The following is a 17,710-nucleotide window of genomic DNA, read 5'->3' as shown; positions in this document are numbered from 1 at the left end:
GTCCGGCGCACACCTGTGTGCGCGCCCCTGACTCCCTGCGGATGAGGAGCTGTTGGACACCATGCAGACCCTTGCGATCGTCGTCTCCCTGGCCGTCTCGGTCGTTGCCGTCGCCCTGACGGCACGCGCCGTCCTGGCGATGCTCGGGGTGATCAAGCGGGGGCAGCCGGCGCCCGGGCGTACCGGCAACCCCGTGGGGCGCACGCTGACCATGGTCAAGGAGACCTTCGGGCACACCCGGATGCTCCAGTGGACGTGGGTCGGCATCCTGCACTGGTTCGCCTTCGCGGCGTTCCTCTTCCTCTCCACGGCGGTCGCCGCGGCGTTCATCCAGCTCTTCGACGCCGAGTGGACGATCCCGATCATCGGCAAGTGGGTCGTCTACGAGTGGGTCGCCGAGCTGCTCGGCCTGCTCGGCACGCTCGCGATCATCCCGCTGATCTACTACCGCCTCACGCACCTGCCCTCGAAGCTGGGCCGCCAGAGCCGCTTCTTCGGCTCCACCATGTGGCAGGCCTTCTTCGTCGAGGCGATGGTGCTGCTCGAGAGCTCCGCGATCCTCTTCATCCGCGGCGCGGAGTACAACCTGGCCCAGGCCCACGGCGGCGAGCACGCCGAGCACGCGACCGGCGCGCACTTCCCGATCTCGCAGTACTTCGGCAACCTCTACCCGACCGGGCACGACTCGATCGGCTCGCTCGAGAACATCATCTACTTCATCGCGATGGTCAAGATCGTCTCCGCGATGGTCTGGCTGATCGTGATCTCGACCAACCTGACCATGGGTGTGGCCTGGCACCGGTTCACCGCCTGGTTCAACATCTGGTTCAAGCGCGAGGAGTCCGGCCGCACGGCCCTCGGCGCGGTCAAGCCGCTCACCTCCGGCGGCAAGGCGATCACCCTCGACGACGTCGACGACCTCGACGAGGACGCCATCCTCGGCGTCGGCGGGATCTGGGACTTCTCCTGGAAGGACATCCTCGACTTCACGACCTGCACCGAGTGCGGTCGCTGCCAGTCGCAGTGCCCGGCCTGGAACACCGAGAAGCCCCTCTCGCCCAAGCTGATGATGATGGCCCTGCGCGAGGAGGCGTACGCCGTCGCCGGCGGCGCCGAGCAGCGCACCCTCGTCGGCAAGGCCGATGTCGACGCGGGCGAGTGGTTCTACAACCCCGAGGGCGGCGACTTCGTCATCGACGAGGACGCCCTGTGGGCCTGCACCAACTGCGGTGCCTGCGTCCAGCAGTGCCCCGTCGACATCGAGCACGTCGACCACTTCGTCGACATGCGCCGCTACCAGGTGCTCGTCGAGTCGAACTTCCCCTCTGAGCTCAACGGCCTCTTCAAGGGCCTGGAGAACAAGGGCAACCCGTGGAACATGTCGCCCACGGTCCGCCTCGACTGGGCCAAGGACCTGCCCTTCGAGGTCAAGGTCGTCGGCGACCAGATCGAGGACCTCGAGTCCGTCGACTGGCTGTTCTGGGTCGGCTGCGCCGGTGCCTACGAGGACCGCGCGAAGAAGACCACCCGCGCCGTCGCCGAGCTGCTCGACCTCGCGGGCGTCTCGTTCGGCGTACTGGGTAATGGTGAGACGTGCACCGGCGACTCCGCGCGCCGCGCCGGCAACGAGTTCGTGTTCCAGGGCCTGGCCCAGCAGAACATCGCGACCCTGACCGAGGCCAAGGCCAAGAAGGTCGTCTCCACCTGCCCGCACTGCATGAACACGCTCAAGAACGAGTACCGCGACCTCGGCATCGAGCTCGAGGTCATCCACCACACCCAGCTGCTCAACCGTCTCGTCCGCGAGGGCAAGCTGACCCCCGTGGCGTCCGGTGCCGGCGCGCACGACCGCAAGATCACGTACCACGACCCCTGCTTCCTGGGCCGTCACAACCAGGTCTACACCCCGCCGCGCGACCTCCTGCAGATCCTCCCGGGCGCCGAGCTCGCCGAGATGGAGCGCAACTCCGAGCGGTCCTTCTGCTGCGGCGCCGGCGGCGCCCGCATGTGGATGGAGGAGACCATCGGCGAGCGGATCAACCTGAACCGCACCGCCGAGGCCGTCGGCACCGGCGCCGACCAGGTCGCCGTGGGCTGCCCGTTCTGCCGCGTGATGCTCTCCGACGGCCTGACCAAGATGCAGGCCGACGGTGAGGCCCGCGAGGAGGTCGAGGTCCTCGACGTCGCGCAGATGCTGCTGGCGTCGGTGAAGGGGGAGCAGGCGACCAAGCTGCTCCCGGGCGAAGGTGCCCCGCTGCAGCCGAAGGCGGCGGCTCCGGCTGCGGCCGCGGCTGCTCCTGCTGCGGCGCCGCCTGCTGCGGCGCTGCCTGCTGAGGCGGCTGCTCCGGCTGCTGCGGCGGTCGAGGAGGCTCCGGCTGAGCCGTCGGCTCCGGCGTCCGCTGGTGCTGCCGGCGGTAGCGGTGGCGGCGGGCTGTTCGACGACCCGGGCTCGATGTTCGACACCCCGGCCGCTGCCCCGGCTGCCCCGGCCGCTGCCGAGAAGAAGGCGGAGCCCGCCGCAGGCGGTTCGCTCTTCGACGACCCGGGCTCCATGTTCGACACCCCGGCCCCGGCGGCTCCGGCTGCGACTCCGGCCCCGGCGGCTCCGGCTGCCGAGAAGCCGGCCGACTCGGGCTCGGCCTCCGGTTCGCTGTTCGACGACGGCGGCTCGCTCTTCGACACCCCGGCACCCACTCCGGCCCCCGCTCCGGCGGCACCCGCTGCTGCGGAGCCGGCGGCCGAGACGAAGTCGGTGGATCTCGGTTCCGGTGGGTCGCTGTTCGACCTCGCCACCCCGGAGCCCGAGCCCACGCCCGCGCCTGCCCCCGCGGCCGAGGCCCCCGCTGCCCCGGCCGAGCCGGCGGCACCGGCGGCACCGGCGGTCGACCTGAACGCCGGTGGCTCGCTGTTCGACCTCGCCGCTCCGGAGCCCGCGCCGGCGGCGGCGCCCGTCGCCGCTGAGCCGGAGTCCACGCCCGAGCCCGAGCCCACGCCCGAGCCCGAGCCGGCCCCGGTCGCCGAGGCCGCGCCTGCGCCGACCGCTCCGGCGACCGCTCCGGCGACCGCTCCGGCGACCGACGTGGACCTCAACGCGATGGGTTCGCTGTTCGACCTCGCTGCTCCGGAGCCCGCTCCTGCTGCGGCGCCCGTCGCTGCCGAGCCGGAGCCCACGCCGGAGCCCGAGCCCACGCCGGAGCCTGAGCCCGAGACCCAGCCGGAGCCCGAGACCCAGCCGGAGCCCGAGACCCAGCCGGAGCCCGAGCCGGAGCCCGAGCCGGAGTCCGAGGCCCCCGCGGCCCCGACGTCCTCCGGTGCGACCCACCAGCCCCGGACCGACGCCGACATCAACGAGGCAGGCTCGCTCTTCGACCTCTGAGCGGCTCCAGAAGGGCCCTACCCCCTTTAGGGGGGTGTGACCGCGCTCACCCGCGCGTCACCATGGACCCATGACCGAGCTGTCGTACGCCGCGGGCGAGACCACCACGCCCCTCCTCGAGGAGACCATCGGAGCCAACCTCGAGCGGACGGTCGCTCGGTGGCCGGACCGTGAGGCGCTGGTGGAGGTGGCGAGCGGGCGCCGGTGGACGTGGCGGGAGTTCGACGCCGTCGTTGACGAGGTGGCGCGGGGGTTGCTGGGGCTCGGGATCGAGCAGGGCGACCGGGTCGGGATGTGGGCGCCCAACTGTGCCGAGTGGACGATCGTGCAGTTCGCGGCGGCCAAGGCGGGGGCGGTGCTGGTCAACGTCAACCCGTCGTACCGCACCCACGAGTTCGCGTACGCCGTGAACCAGTCCGGTCTGCGCCTGCTGCTGGCCGCGACGAGCTTCAAGACCAGTGACTACCGGGGCATGGTCGACGAGGTCACCGGCAAGGGTGAGGTGCCCGGCCTCGAGCGCACGCTGTACGTCGACAGCGACGACTGGCAGGCCCTCCTCGAGGCCGGCCGGGGGCTCCCCGCCGACGCGCTCGCCGAGCGGCAGCGCGCGCTGAGCCCGGACGACGCGATCAACATCCAGTACACGAGTGGGACGACGGGCTTCCCCAAGGGCGCCACGCTCAGCCACCGCAACATCCTCAACAACGGCTTCTTCGTGACCGAGCTGATCGGCTTCACCGAGCAGGACCGGCTCTGCATCCCGGTGCCCTTCTACCACTGCTTCGGCATGGTGATGGCGAACCTCGGCTGCGTCACCCACGGCGCGACGATGGTGATCCCGGCGCCGGGCTTCGACCCGGCGATCACGCTGCAGGCGGTCCAGGACGAGAAGTGCACGGGGGTCTACGGCGTGCCGACGATGTTCATCGCGATGCAGAACACGCCGGGCTTCGCGGACTTCGACCTGTCCAGCCTGCGCACCGGGATCATGGCCGGCTCGATCTGCCCGGTCGAGGTGATGAAGCGCTGCATCAACGAGATGCACATGGCGGAGGTGTCGATCGCCTACGGGATGACCGAGACCAGCCCGGTCAGCTGCCAGACCCGTGCCGACGACGACCTCGACCGGCGTACGGCGACCATCGGGCGCGCCGCCCCGCACGTGGAGATCAAGATCGTCGACCCGGTGACGGGCGAGACCGTCCCGCGCGGGGAGCCGGGGGAGTTCTGCACCCGCGGCTACAGCGTGATGCTCGGCTACTGGACCGACCCGGACAAGACGGCCGAGGCGATCGACGCCGACGGCTGGATGCACACCGGTGACCTCGCGGTCATGCGCGAGGACGGCTACGCCAACATCGTGGGCCGGATCAAGGACATGGTCATCCGCGGCGGCGAGAACATCTACCCGCGCGAGATCGAGGAGTTCCTCTACACCCACCCCGACGTCGAGGACGTCCAGGTGGTCGGCGTCCCCGACCAGAAGTACGGCGAGGAGCTCTGCGCCTGGATCCGGGTCCGCCCCGGCGCCGCCCCGCTCGACGCCGCGGCGGTCAAGGAGTTCGCGACGGGCAAGCTCGCGCACTACAAGATCCCGCGCTACGTGATGCTGGTCGACGAGTTCCCGATGACGGTGACCGGCAAGATCCGCAAGATCGAGATGCGGGAGCGGTCCACGGAGATCCTCGGCCTGGGCTGAGCCCGGAACCGATCGGGCCCCCTCGCCGGTCACACTGGGTGACCCGAGGAGGAGCCCGGCATGGACTTCACTGCGTACGTCGCCGACCGCCGCCCGCGGCTGGTGCGGACCGCCGTGCTGCTCGGCTGCCCGGCGGCCGATGCGGAGGACATCGTCCAGAGCGCGCTCCTCAAGTGCTTCCGCTCGTGGCGGCGGGTGACGGCGGCGGACCGGCCCGACGCCTACGTGCACCGCGTCCTCGTCACCACGCTGCACGACGCCCGGCAGCGCCGCTGGAACGGTGAGCTCCCGACGGCGACCCTGCCCGACGGCCCGGCCGAGGACCTGGCGTGGGCCGAGGGGATCGCCGTACGACGGGCGCTGGCGGCGTTGTCGCCCGAGCACCGCGAGGTGCTGGTGCTGCGCTTCTGGGCGGACCTTTCCGAGCGGGACACGGCGGCGGCGCTGGGGGTCGCGCCGGGCACCGTGAAGTCCCGTACCTCCCGCGCGCTCGCCGCGCTCGCGCCCCTCGTGGAGGCCCCCGATGTCCGATGAGCTGAGCGAGGAGCGGGCCCGGGTGCTGCTGGCCCGAGCGGCCGCGACGATCGACGTCGACCCCGCCGCTCCTGCCGACCCGCAGCCCCAGCCCCAGTCCCGGCCCCACCCGCACCGCCGCGGCCTCGGCCTGCTCGCCGGGGCGGCCGCGGCGGTCGCGGCGGTCGCGGCAGTCGTCCTCATCGTGGGCCTGGTCGTGCTGGTCGGTCGCGCGGGCGACGACCGGCCGCAGCCGGCCGGACCGGACGGGCGGCCGGTCGAGCGCGAGCACCGGTACGACGACGACCGGATGCCGCCCCTGCTCGGCGCCGAGGTGGACCCGGCCGTCGCCGAGCTCGAGGGCCGGGGCCTGAAGGTACGGGTGAGCGAGCGCCGCGAGGGCTGCTGGCCGGTGGGTGTCGTCACCCGGACCAACCCGGGGCCCGGGCAGCCGGTCGCGGCGGGCGCCGAGGTCCGGCTCCAGGTGACGGTGCCGATCAACGTGGTCGACTGCGTGGGGGAGCCGGACAGCCGCCGCGCGCTGGAGCTGCTGCGGTTCGCCCGCGGCTGGGGGGACCTGCCGCGCCTGGCCTCCCGGGTCGAGCTCTCGGTGATCGGCGGGCCGGCCGTCGAGGTCGATGGCGCCGACCTGCGCGACCCGCAGGCGCCGGCCTGGACCCTGTGCGAAGGCGGCGGCGGCACCTGTCACGCGGCTCCGGCGCTGCTGCGCGAGCTCAGCACCCGGACCCCGGCGGACCTCGGCGCCGGCGCCCGGCTTCCCGCCGTGCGGGTCGGGCACGGCCGCCCCGGCTGCGCGCCCGACGAGATGCGCGGGTTCGTCACCGTCGACCGGGCGGCCGGCACCGACCTCTGCCCGGTCGAGGCGGTGTGGTGGACCACCGACGGCGAGGGCCGGATCACCGCGATCGCGATGACGGTGCTGCCCCCGCAGGCGCAGGCCGCGCCCCGGCCCGACCGGGTGCGCGAGGCCGCCGCGGACCGGTTCGTCGCCTGGGCGCGCGGCACCGGGCCGGCGCCGGCGTTCGCGGACCGGGTCCGCAACATGCTCGGCGGCGGGGACCACTTCGGCGCCCCGCGGTGGAACGACCGCCCGGACGAGCGCGGCTCCTGGGCCGGCTGCTCGGGCCTGGGCTTCCCCGACTGCGGCATCGACCCGATCGCCACGATCCTGCACTTCACCGGGGACGTGGCGGTGGCCGCCGGCCGGGCGGCCTGCGGGACCAGCGGCCCCCTGCCGTCGTCGTACGCCGCCGCGACCGGCGACATCGTGCGCCTCTTCCCGCGCGGCGCCCGGTGCGAGGGCTGGCAGGTCGAGCTCTGGATCGACGCCCGCGGACGGGTCTATGGCGTCAACCTTTCCTAGATTGACGTCACTCAGGGGTTGAAATGACGTCATAGTGACGTCATAGTGATGCACATGGACATCACGCCGTACGTCGACAGCCTCCGTCGCGACCTCCTCGCCGCCGCCGACAGCGCCGGTCCCGAGGCGCGGGCGATCGCCGAGCGGCTCGGGTACGCGCTCGACCCCGCGGTCCGGCTGGCCGTGATGGAGGCGATCTCCCAGGCCGCCACCGAGATCACCGCGGCGATGCCCGGCGGTGGGGTCGACGTCCGGCTCGACGGGCGCGATCTCGACTTCGTCGTCGACGCGGGCGGGCCCGGCGGTCTCGGCGGTCTCGGTGCTCCCGGCGGGAGCGACGGCCCGGTGCCGCCGCAGCCGCCGGCGGTGCCCGCGGCGCCCGCCCTCCCCGACGAGGACGAGGGGCTGGCCCGGGTCAGCCTGCGCCTCCCGGAGTCGCTCAAGGCCCGTGCCGACGAGCTCGCCACCCAGGCCGGCCAGTCGCTCAACACCTGGCTCGTCGCCCTGGTCCGGGGCGCGACCAGCGAGCGCGCGATCCACGTCGACGTCGACCTCACCAGCCTTCCGTTCGGTGGCGACTTCCCCTTCGGGGGCAAGCCGGGCGACCGCCGGATGACCGGCTGGCTCTGAACCCACCCACCCCTCCCACTTCTTCCGCCTCTTCCTCCCCGAACCCCAGGAGCACGCCATGACCAGCACGTACGAACCCCTCCGCCAGGTCTTCGAGACCCCCGGCCCGGTCCGGCTCCACGTCGAGAACGGCCGCGGCCGCATCGTCGTCCGGGCCGCCGAGCAGACGACCACCGAGGTGACGCTCACCGGCGCCCGGGCCGCCGAGGTCCGGGTCACCCAGGACGAGCGCCGGATCGACGTCATCGCGCCCAAGCCGCGCAACGGCCTGTTCGGCAACGGTGACGAGCTGCTCATCGAGGTCGCGATCCCGCTCGCCAGCGACCTGGTCGCGCGCAGCAGCAGTGCCGACATCGAGGCCGCGGGCTCGCTGATGACCGCCCGGGTCAAGTCCGCCTCGGGAGCGGTGCGCCTCGACCAGGCGACCACGGTCGTGGTCGACACCGGTTCGGGCGACGTGACGGTCGCCGAGGTCGACGGCGACCTCAAGGTCCGCACCGGCTCGGGCGCGGTCGACCTCGGCCGGGTCGCCCGGACCGCCTCGGTCTCGACCGGCTCCGGTGACGTCTGCCTCGGCCAGGCGCTCGGCACGGTCGTGGTCAAGACCGGCTCCGGCGACGTCGAGGTCGGCGACAGCGCGGCCGACGTGAGCGCCAAGACCGGCTCGGGCGACGTCCTCGTCCGCACCGCGCGCCGCGGCCGGATCACGGTCAAGGGCGCCTCGACCGGGGTCCGCGTCGGGGTCCCCGCCGGTACGCCGGTGTGGACCGACCTCAGCACCGTCACCGGCCGGGTCGCCTCGTCCCTGCCGCCGGTCGGCCAGCCCGAGCCGGGCGCCGATCACGTCGAGCTGCGCGCGACCACCGTCTCGGGTGACATCGCGCTCGTCCCCGCCTGAGCCGCCGGGGCCCGGTTGACAGCGGCCGCCGGCCGGACCATGCTGCTCGTTATCTAACAAGCGCTCGATAGGTAACGGAGGATGGCATGCGGGTCCTGGTGGTCGGCGGAACCGGTCTGATCGGGTCGGTCGTGGCCGACGAGCTCGCCCGGCGCGGGCACGACGTGGCAGTGGCCGGGCGGAACCGTCCGGAGCCGGGCGCGCCCGCGGCGGCGTACCCCTTCGTCGAGGGCGACTACACGCAGCCCGGCTGGGCTGAGCGGCTCGCCGGCGTCGAGGCGGTCGTCTTCTCCGCGGCCCAGGACATCCGGCACGTCGGCCCGCGCGCGTCGGAGGAGACCTGGCAGGACGTGCAGACCGCGAGCCTGCCGGCGTTCTTCGCCGAGGCCCGCACCGCAGGGGTACGCCGGGCGGTCCTGGTCGGCAGCTACTACCACCAGGTGCTGCCCGGGCTGGTCGAGACCAACGCCTACGTCCGGGCCCGCGCGGTCGCCGAGCGCGAGGTCCTCGCCCTGGCGACGCCGGACTTCGCGGTGTGCGCGGTCAACCCGCCCAATGTCGTCGGCGTCGCGCCGGGCCGGGCACTGCGCGGGTTCGCCAAGATGGTGCGCTGGGCGCGCGGCGAGATGGCCGAGCAGGTGCCCGACTGCGCGCCGTTCGGCGGGACCAACTACATGTCCGTCGACGCCGTCGCGGCCGCCGTCGCGGGCGCGCTCAGTGACGGAGAGGCGGGGTGCGCCTACCTCATCGGCGACGTGAACCTGTCGTTCCAGGACTACTTCCAGGCGCTCTTCGACGCGGCCGGCGCGGGCGCCGAGCGCCGGGTGGCGGTCTGCGCCGAGGACCACGTCTTCCTGCCCGACGACTTCCTGGTCGCCGGCAAGGGCACGACGCTCGCCTACGAGCCGGCGGCCGAGGACGTCGCGCGGCTGGGCTACGAGCGCGGCGGCGTCCCCGCCATGCTGCGGGCGATGGTCGCCGCGGTCGACGCGCTGCCGCCGCGCTAGCGCTCGTGGTTGCCGTAGAGCACGGCGACGTACTGCTCGGCGAGTGCGGTGGCGTCGAACGGCTCGCCCGGGCGGTACCAGCGCACCGCCGTCCAGGTGGCGTCGCGCACCAGCCGGTAGCGCACCGCCACCGGTACGTCGACCGCGAAGTCGCCCGCCTCCGTGCTCGCGGTGAGCGCGGCGACCCAGGCCGCCTCGATCCGCGCGCTCTCGCCGGCGACGAACTCGAAGCCGGGCTGACCGCTCAGCCGGAGGAACTCGTTCTGGTAGGTCAGCACCCACGAGGGCCGCTCGCCCATCAGCGTGAACGCGTGCCGGACCAGGTCGGTGACCTGGCGGCGCGGGCGGGTGCCGGCCGAGACGATCGCCTCCGTGGCGGCGCCGAGGTCGGTGAGGAACTCGCGCAGCACCGCCTCGAGGATCGCGTCCTTGGACGCGAAGTAGTGGTACAGGCTGCCCGACTTGATCTCGGCCTCGTCGCCGATGTCGCGCACCGTGGTGTCGGCGAAGCCGCGGGTCGCGAACAACCGTGCGGAGGCATCGAGGATCGCCTGCCGTCGCACCGCCGGGTCCTCGCGGGCGCGCAGCCGCCGCGCAGCGGGATCGGGAGTCGCAGGAGGCACGGCGCGATCCTGCCAGACCAGGAGCAGAGGAGAGACCGATGAACCGGACCAGCATCGTCACCGGCGGCGCGAGCGGGATCGGGGGCGCGATCACCCGTGCCCTCGCCGAGCGCGGGGACCACGTCGTGCTCAACGACATCGACGCCGAGGCCGCGGCCGGGACCGCCGCGGCGGTGCGGACCGCGGGCGGCGCGTGCACCGTCGTACCGGGGGACGTGACGGCGGACGAGGTCGTCGCCGAGGTGGTCGCGACGGCCGCCGCGATCAGCGGTGCGATCGACGTCGTGGTCAACAACGTGGGCGACTTCCGGCCCGCCTCGCGCGACTTCGCGCACAGCACGCCGGAGCAGTGGCAGCGGCTCTACGAGCTCAACCTGCGCCACGTCTTCGCGATGACGTACGCCGTGCTGCCGCACCTGGTCGCCGGATCGTCGATCGTCAACGTCTCGACGGTGGAGGCCTACCGCGGGATCCCGGCCAGCGCGCCGTACTCGGCGTTCAAGGCGGGGGTCTCGGCCTTCACCAAGAGCATGGCGGTCGAGCTCGGCCCGCGCGGGGTGCGGGTCAACGCGATCGCGCCGGACCTGACCGACACCGCGCAGACCTCGCGCGCCGCGATGCTGCGCGGCCGCGACGAGGGCCTGGTCCCGCTGTGGCTGCCGCTCGGACGCTTCGCCGAGGCCGCGGACCATGCCGGGGTGGTGGACTTCCTGACCAGCGACGCGGCGCGCTTCGTCACCGGGCACACGGTCCCGGTGGACGGCGGGACGCTCGCGGCGTCGGGGTGGTACCGCCGCCACGACGGCAAGGGCTGGACGAACATGCCGGACCAGCCCTGAGCGCCCCGCGCGGCGGGGCGTGACCGACGCCACGTCCCGCTCGTTACCGGTGAGTACCCCAGGGAGGGCTCACCATGAACGACCTGACCACGCGCCGCCGCTCCGTCGCGGCCCTGGCCGCCGCGGCGCTGATCGCCGCGCTCGTGCTGCCGGCCGCCGACGCGGCCACCGACCGCCGCGGGCCGGCGAGCCCGGCGCCCACGGCCGCCACTGCGGCGGGGACCGGGAACCGGGCGGCGGGTGCGCCCGACCAGCGGTTCGCGCCGTCCGCCGAGGTGCGCGCGGGCGGCACCTCCGGGACCGCCGCCGGGGCGGGCAAGGCCTCGGGCCAGGGTCAGGCCAAGAGCGCCGCGAAGGCCGCCCCGAGCGCGCCGTGGACCCCGCGCGCCGCCGACTACACCGCCACCGCGACCACCCGCGACCTCGCGATCACCATGGACGACGGCGTGGTGCTGCGCGGCGACCTGGTCCGCCCGGCCGGGGCCGACGGCAAGCCGGTGACCACCCGGCTGCCCGTGATCGTCACCATCACGGCCTACAACAAGACGGTGCTCTCCGCGGGCGCCGGGGCGACGCTCGCGGGCGCGGACCCGGCGTACCTGGTCAAGCGCGGCTACGCCCAGCTGACCGTCGACGCGCGCGGCACGGGCTCCTCGCAGGGACAGTGGGGCGCGTTCAGCGCCCGCGAGGGCAAGGACGCCGGCGCGATCGTCACCTGGGCCGCCCGGCAGCCGTGGAGCAACGGCAGCGTCGGGATGACCGGGGCGTCCTACATGGGGATCTCACAGCTCTTCGCCGCCGCCCGCAAGCCGCAGGGCCTCAAGGCGATCTTCCCGCAGGTGCCGGCCGCGGACGTCTACCGCGACGTGGTCGCGTCGGGCGGGCAGATCGACGTCGGCTTCATCCCGCTCTGGCTGGGACTGGTCACCGCGGCGGGCGTGGTGCCGCCGGCCTACGGGCTCCAGGAGCCCCAGGCCGGCCTGAAGATGGCGCTCGACCACCTCATGGGCGGCCTCAACTTCACCCTGCCGCTCGCCGGCAAGGCGCTCCTCGGCGGCGACCCGGCGTACGACGGCCCGTTCTACCGCGAGCGCTCGCCGATCGAGGTGCTCGACAACGTCACCGTGCCGACCTTCCTGGTGGGCGGCGAGTTCGACCTCTTCCAGCGCGGCACCCCGCTCGTGTTCGAGCGGCTCCAGCAGCGCGGTGTCCCGGCCAAGCTGATCCTCGGGCCGTGGGACCACCTGCAGGGCTCGGCGGGTGCCGAGGTGGTCAAGGCCGGCTACGGCCCGCTCAACGAGCTCCAGCTGCGCTGGTTCGACCAGTACCTCAAGGGCCGCGACGGCAAGCTCGACCAGATCGCGCCGCTGACCTACTACGAGCAGGGCTCGGGCGCCTGGGTGCGCAAGGCCAGGTGGATCGACTCCGACCTGCGTGCCCGCAGCTTCCAGCTCTCCGGCTCGGCGAGCCTCGGCGGCAAGGCCGGCACCCTCACCACCGGTACGCCGGCCGCGGGCAAGGCCGTCGTCCCACCGGTGCCGGTCACCGGCCTGTGCACCCGCTCGGCCAACCAGTGGACCGCCGGCCTGCCGGCGATGCTGCTCAAGGATCTGCCGTGCTTCAAGGACAACAGGCTCAACGACCTCGGCGGCGTCACCTTCGACACCGCGCCGATGACCAAGGCGGTCCGCTTCCAGGGCCCGCTCGACGCGCGGCTCTACGTCTCGACGCCCAGCGGTGACGGCATGCTGTCGGTCGCGGTCGAGGACGTCGCCCCCGACGGCACCGTGTCCCGGATCAGCGGCGGCTGGCAGACGATCGCGCACCGGGCTCTCGACAAGAGCCGCTCGCGCTACCTCGACGGCAAGCTGCTGCAGCCGTACCACCCGTTCACCCGGGCGGCGAAGGCCAAGCTGCCGCGCGGCCAGGTCGCGCCGGTCGACGTCGAGATCTTCCCGACGGGTGCGGTGATCGCGCCCGGGCACCGGCTGCGGATCTCGGTCCAGGCGTTCGACGTACCGCACCTGCTCTCGACGGTGCCCGACCTGGTCGGCCACCTCGTGCCGGTCACGATCCACACCGGGCCGAGCACGCCGTCGAGCCTCACGATGGCGGTGCGCTGACCGCCCCCGGGCGGCGGGTGAGCATGCCGGCGATGGCCGCGGCGGCCGCCCGGACGGCGTTCTCGTGGGCCTCGGGGCGGAACCGGCCGACCGGGCCGGTCACGCTCAGCGCGGCGAGCACCGCGCCGGAGCCGACGTCGAGCACGGGCGCGGCGACGCAGAGCAGGCCGAGCGTGGACTCCTCGCGCTCGTAGGCGAGCCCGCTCTCCAGCACCCGGTCGAGCTGCTGCTCCAGCAGGCCGGGCGCCACCACCGTGTGCGGCGTACGACGGGGGAGCGGTCCGCCCAGCACCGCCGCCCGTACGTCGGGCTCGGCGTGGGCGAGCAGCGCCTTGCCGATCGCCGTGCAGTGCATCGGCATCCGGCCGCCGGGCCGGGAGGGGCTGCGGGCCTGCCGGTGCCCGCCGATCTTGGCGACGTAGACGACCTCGGTGCCCTCGCGCAGCCCGAGGTGCACGGTCTCGTGGGTGCGCTCGTAGAGGTCCTGGAGGAAGGGCGTCGCCACTTCGAGCAGGGTCCGCTCGGTGGCCGCCCGCATGCCGAGCTCGAAGAGCCCGCCGGCGAGGCGGTAGCCGTGGTCGGTCTTGTCGAGCAGCCGGTGGTGCACCAGGTCGCCGGCGACCCGGTGCACGGTGCCCTTGGGCAGCCCGGTGCGCCGGACCAGCTCGGCGAGGGGGAGCAGCCGGTCGTCGGCGCCGAACGCGCGCAGGATCGCGACCGCCTTGCCGAGCACCGTGTCGAGCCCGGGATCCGTCGCCGCTCCTCCCATGGACGACAGCGTACCGGTGAGTGGAACGCCGGCATGGTCCCCCGAGGTCCGGCCCGGGAGAGTGGCGCCATGACCGAATCGACCCTCGATCTCGAGGCCGCGGTGGGCGCCGCGGCCGAGCGGTTGCACACCGCCCTGGCCACGAACCAGCCGTGCGCGCCGATCCGGGATCTCATCGGCGAGCGCGACATCGAGCTCGCCTACGCCGTCCAGCAGCAGCTCAACGCCCACCGCCTCGCGGCCGGGGCCCGCGTCGTCGGCCGCAAGATCGGCGCGACCTCGCAGGCCGTGCAGCAGCAGCTCGGCGTCGACACCCCGGACCTCGGCGTCCTGTTCGACGACATGGAGCACGACGCCGCCGCGCCCGTCGACATCAGCCGGCTGCTCCAGCCCAAGGTCGAGGGTGAGATCGCCTTCGTGCTGGGCGCCGACCTCGCCGAGGGCGACCTCGAGCTCGACCAGGTCGCCGCCGCGATCGACCACGCGGTGGTCGCCATCGAGATCTGCGACAGCCGGATCGCGAACTGGGACATCAGCTTCGCCGACACCGTCGCCGACAACGCCTCGGCCGGGTCGTACGTGCTGGGCAGCGAGCGGCGCACCCTCGCCGACGGCTTCGTGCCCAAGGACGCGGCGATGACGATGACCGTGACCGGCCAGGACGACTCCGTCGGCACCGGCGCCGCCTCGCTCGGCGACCCGATCGTCGCCGTCCAGTGGCTGGCCCGCCAGGCCCGCGCGCTCGGGGACCCGCTGCGCGCCGGCCAGGTGATCCTCTCCGGCGCGCTGGGCCCGATGCGCCCGGCCGCGCCCGGCGCCTCCGTCGACGTCACCATCGCCGGCCTCGGGTCGGTCTCGATCACCTTCAGCAGCGCGAGTGAGGAGAACGCATGAGCAAGACCAAGGTCGCGATCATCGGGTCGGGCAATATCGGCACGGACCTGATGATCAAGGTGCTGCAGACCGCGCAGCACGTCGAGATGGGGGCCCTGGTCGGCATCGACCCGGCCTCCGACGGGCTCGCGCGGGCGCGCGACCTCGGCGTCCCGACCACCCACGAGGGGGTCGAGGGTCTGATCGCCATGCCGGAGTTCGCCGACATCGACATCGTCTTCGACGCGACGTCCGCCAAGGCCCACCTCCACAACGACGCGCTGCTGCGCCCGCTGGGCAAGCGACTCATCGACCTGACGCCCGCCGCGATCGGGCCGTACGTCGTCCCGGCGGTCAACCTCGACGAGCACCTCGACGCCGAGAACGTCAACATGGTCACCTGCGGCGGCCAGGCGACGATCCCGATCGTCGCGGCCATCTCCCGCGTCGTCCCGGTCGCGTACGCCGAGATCGTCGCCTCGATCTCGTCGAAGTCCGCGGGCCCCGGCACGCGCGCCAACATCGACGAGTTCACCGAGACCACCTCGGGCGCGATCACCCGCGTGGGCGGGGCCCAGCGCGGCAAGGCGGTGATCATCCTCAACCCGGCCGAGCCGCCGCTGATGATGCGCGACACCGTCTTCGCGCTCGTGAGCGCGCCCGACCCGGGCGTGCACGACGAGATCCGCGCCAGCGTGGAGAAGATGGTGGCCGACGTGGCGGCGTACGTGCCGGGCTACCGGCTCGTGCAGAAGGTCCAGATCACCGAGATCCCGGCCGACCAGCCGGTCGAGACGCTCCTCGTCGACGGCGCGGACCGGCCGACCCACCAGGTGTCGGTGTTCCTCCAGGTCACCGGTGCGGGCCACTACCTCCCGGCGTACGCCGGCAACCTCGACATCATGACCTCCGCCGGCCTCCAGGTCGCCGAGCGGATCGCCGCCGCGAAGGAGACCGCCCAGTGAGCACGAAGATCTTCGTCCAGGACGTCACCCTGCGCGACGGCATGCACGCGATCCGGCACCGGATCGACCCGGCCGACGTGAAGCGGATCGTCGTCGCCCTCGACGAGGCCGGTGTCGACGCCATCGAGGTCGCGCACGGCGACGGTCTCGCGGGCGGCTCGGTCAACTACGGCCCCGGATCGCACAGCGACTGGGCGTGGATCGAGGCCGCCGCCTCGGTGTTGAAGAACGCCCGGCTCACCACGCTGCTGCTGCCCGGTGTCGGCACGGTTCACGACCTGAAGCGTGCCTACGACCTGGGCGTCCGCTCGGTGCGCATCGCGACGCACTGCACCGAGGCCGACGTCTCGGCGCAGCACATCGCGGCCGCCCGCGAGCTCGGCATGGACGTCTCCGGCTTCCTGATGCTCTCGCACATGGCCGCGCCCGAGCAGCTCGCCCAGCAGGCCAAGCTGATGGAGTCCTACGGCGCGCACTGCGTCTACGTCACCGACTCCGGCGGCCGGCTCACCATGGACGACGTCGCCGCCCGGGTGCAGGCCTACCGCGGCGTGCTGGACGCCGAGACCGAGATCGGCATCCACGCCCACGAGAACCTCTCGCTGTCGGTGGCCAACTCCGTGGTCGCCGTCCAGAACGGCGTCTACCGGGTCGACGCCTCGCTCGCCGGCCACGGCGCGGGCGCGGGCAACTGCCCGATCGAGGCCTTCGTCGCGGTCGCCGACCTGATGGGCTTCGAGCACCGCTGCGACGTCTTCGCGCTCCAGGACGCCGCCGACGACATCGTCCGCCCGCTGCAGGACCGTCCGGTCCGGGTCGACCGCGAGACGCTCACCCTCGGCTACGCCGGCGTCTACTCGTCGTTCCTGCGCCACGCGGAGCGCGCCGCCGAGCAGTACGGCGTCGACGTCCGCGAGATCCTCATGGAGTGCGGCAAGCGCCGGCTCGTCGGCGGCCAGGAGGACATGATCGTCGACATCGCGCTCACCCTCGTCGACGAGCGCGAGGCCGCGGCGGTCTAGGACCGCATCGAGACGCCCTCGCGCCAGTAGCCCATGAAGGCGACCTGGCCGCGGTCGAGCCCGAGGTCGTTGACCAGCTTGCGACGCAAGCCGGTCACGACCTTGGACTCGCCGGCGATCCACGCGTAGAGCCCGGCGTAGGGGCTGTCGTCGGTCGGCACGGCCGTCGCCTCGGCGACCTCCTCGCCGGAGGAGGAGTAGACCGGGGTCTCCCACAGGTCGGGGTCGATCTCGTCCTCGGTGACCGTGAGCGCCTCGGCCGGCGCGGTGCCGGTGAGGTGCGCGAGGACGGCCGCGTGCAGCTCCTCGCCCCGGGCACCGCCGTTGCGCGGCAGCCAGGTGACCTCGACGCCGGCCGGTGCGGTCACGTCGTCCTGGACGTCGGCGTCGACCGGGACCTCCACGAAGACCGCACCCTGGGCGTCGGCCGGAAGGTCGCGCAGGACGCCGCGGATGGCGGGCACGGCGGTCTCGTCACCGACCAGCAGCAGGCGCCGGGCGGCGCCGGGCTCCCACTCGATGCCGCCGAACTCCTGGCCCTTGCGCGGGGCCAGCGTCACCAGGCGCTGGCCGACGGCGGCCTGGAGCGCCCAGCGGTTGCCGGCGCCGTCCTCGTGGTCCTTCTCATCGGCGTCGTCGGTGTCGTGGACGACGATGTCGACGACCAGTCGGGTCGCGGCACCCTCGCCGAGGACGTCGCGGATCGTGTAGGTCCGCATCGAGCCGCGCTCGTGCTCGGGGATCTCGATCCAGCTCGTCCACCACGACTCGTCGGCGTTCGCGAACGACGGCAGCCCGCCGGCCGCGTTGGGGAAGATCAGCTTGATCCGCTGGTCGTAGACGGGGCCGTCGGGGCCCAGCTCGGCCAGCGCCGGGCCGCCCAGCTCGATCCGGACGAACGACGGCGAGACGCGCTCGACCCGGAGCACCTCGACCTCGTCGAGGATCATGGGCAGGCTGGCGACGTACTCGTTCTGCTCGGCGGTCAT

At 73.3% G+C, this 17,710-nt stretch carries 15 protein-coding genes; 12 read left to right on the top strand and 3 right to left on the bottom strand.

Translation table 11 applies throughout. From position 1 onward, the window contains the following. The first annotated feature begins 61 nt into the window (after positions 1 to 61). From M0M48_RS20855 to M0M48_RS20825, 7 genes are all read left to right on the top strand, one after another. Positions 62 to 3,376, top strand: a complete 3,315-nt coding sequence (locus M0M48_RS20855; protein ID WP_257752595.1) for a (Fe-S)-binding protein — start codon at positions 62 to 64, stop codon at positions 3,374 to 3,376. Between the two features lie 70 nt (positions 3,377 to 3,446). Beyond that, positions 3,447 to 5,075 carry an AMP-binding protein gene (locus M0M48_RS20850; RefSeq protein ID WP_257752594.1) on the top strand — a complete coding sequence of 543 codons (1,629 nt, stop codon included), beginning with the start codon at positions 3,447 to 3,449 and terminating at the stop codon, positions 5,073 to 5,075. 60 nt (positions 5,076 to 5,135) lie between these two features. Further along, a complete protein-coding gene (locus tag M0M48_RS20845; protein WP_215812700.1) occupies positions 5,136 to 5,609 on the top strand; it encodes a SigE family RNA polymerase sigma factor in 474 nt (157 codons plus the stop codon). Continuing rightward, positions 5,599 to 6,972, top strand: a complete 1,374-nt coding sequence (locus tag M0M48_RS20840) for a PASTA domain-containing protein (protein WP_257752593.1) — start codon at positions 5,599 to 5,601, stop codon at positions 6,970 to 6,972. Before M0M48_RS20845 ends, M0M48_RS20840 begins: the two co-directional genes overlap by 11 nt. A 54-nt stretch (positions 6,973 to 7,026) precedes the next feature. After that, positions 7,027 to 7,602, top strand: a complete 576-nt coding sequence (locus tag M0M48_RS20835) for a pilus assembly protein HicB (RefSeq protein ID WP_257752592.1) — start codon at positions 7,027 to 7,029, stop codon at positions 7,600 to 7,602. 58 nt (positions 7,603 to 7,660) lie between these two features. Beyond that, positions 7,661 to 8,500 (top strand): DUF4097 family beta strand repeat-containing protein, encoded by an 840-nt coding sequence (locus M0M48_RS20830; protein WP_257752591.1) that lies wholly within the window; start codon positions 7,661 to 7,663, stop codon positions 8,498 to 8,500. 86 nt (positions 8,501 to 8,586) lie between these two features. After that, complete coding sequence (locus M0M48_RS20825) at positions 8,587 to 9,507, top strand: NAD-dependent epimerase/dehydratase family protein (protein ID WP_257752590.1); 921 nt, start codon at positions 8,587 to 8,589, stop codon at positions 9,505 to 9,507. Here the strand turns inward: M0M48_RS20825 and M0M48_RS20820 are convergent. After that, a complete protein-coding gene (locus tag M0M48_RS20820; RefSeq protein ID WP_257752589.1) occupies positions 9,504 to 10,130 on the bottom strand; it encodes a TetR/AcrR family transcriptional regulator in 627 nt (208 codons plus the stop codon). The two genes, M0M48_RS20825 and M0M48_RS20820, sit on opposite strands and share 4 nt — an antisense overlap. Before the next feature lie 38 nt (positions 10,131 to 10,168). Here M0M48_RS20820 and M0M48_RS20815 point away from each other — a divergent pair, with 38 nt between their 5' ends. Continuing rightward, positions 10,169 to 10,969, top strand: coding sequence for an SDR family NAD(P)-dependent oxidoreductase (locus tag M0M48_RS20815; RefSeq protein WP_257752588.1), 801 nt, complete (start codon positions 10,169 to 10,171; stop codon positions 10,967 to 10,969). Positions 10,970 to 11,043: 74 nt separating this feature from the next. Then, the gene (locus M0M48_RS20810) at positions 11,044 to 13,092 is read left to right on the top strand and encodes a CocE/NonD family hydrolase (protein WP_257759266.1); all 2,049 of its coding nucleotides are present in this window, start codon (positions 11,044 to 11,046) and stop codon (positions 13,090 to 13,092) included. Here the strand turns inward: M0M48_RS20810 and M0M48_RS20805 are convergent. Continuing rightward, the gene (locus tag M0M48_RS20805; RefSeq protein ID WP_257752586.1) at positions 13,073 to 13,861 is read right to left on the bottom strand and encodes an IclR family transcriptional regulator; all 789 of its coding nucleotides are present in this window, start codon (positions 13,859 to 13,861) and stop codon (positions 13,073 to 13,075) included. The genes M0M48_RS20810 and M0M48_RS20805 overlap by 20 nt on opposite strands. Before the next feature lie 69 nt (positions 13,862 to 13,930). Here M0M48_RS20805 and M0M48_RS20800 point away from each other — a divergent pair, with 69 nt between their 5' ends. The 3 genes from M0M48_RS20800 to dmpG are packed head-to-tail and all read left to right on the top strand — an operon-like array spanning position 13,931 to position 16,721. Continuing rightward, positions 13,931 to 14,755: a 2-keto-4-pentenoate hydratase gene (locus tag M0M48_RS20800; protein WP_215812709.1), complete on the top strand. Its 825-nt coding sequence runs from the start codon at positions 13,931 to 13,933 to the stop codon at positions 14,753 to 14,755. Then, positions 14,752 to 15,699, top strand: coding sequence for an acetaldehyde dehydrogenase (acetylating) (locus tag M0M48_RS20795; protein WP_257752585.1), 948 nt, complete (start codon positions 14,752 to 14,754; stop codon positions 15,697 to 15,699). The genes M0M48_RS20800 and M0M48_RS20795 overlap by 4 nt, the downstream gene beginning before the upstream one ends. Beyond that, positions 15,696 to 16,721 (top strand): 4-hydroxy-2-oxovalerate aldolase, encoded by a 1,026-nt coding sequence (gene dmpG / locus M0M48_RS20790; RefSeq protein ID WP_257752584.1) that lies wholly within the window; start codon positions 15,696 to 15,698, stop codon positions 16,719 to 16,721. Before M0M48_RS20795 ends, dmpG begins: the two co-directional genes overlap by 4 nt. Here dmpG and M0M48_RS20785 read toward each other — a convergent pair. Then, on the bottom strand, positions 16,718 to 17,710 hold the full coding sequence (locus tag M0M48_RS20785; RefSeq protein ID WP_257752583.1) for a siderophore-interacting protein: 993 nt from the start codon (positions 17,708 to 17,710) through the stop codon (positions 16,718 to 16,720). The two genes, dmpG and M0M48_RS20785, sit on opposite strands and share 4 nt — an antisense overlap.

This window comes from Pimelobacter simplex (genome assembly GCF_024662235.1).
In the GTDB taxonomy this organism is placed as follows: Bacteria; Actinomycetota; Actinomycetes; order Propionibacteriales; family Nocardioidaceae; genus Nocardioides.
The sequence above is the reverse complement of the archived record's forward strand: the minus strand, read 5'-3'. Positions and strand labels throughout refer to the sequence as shown.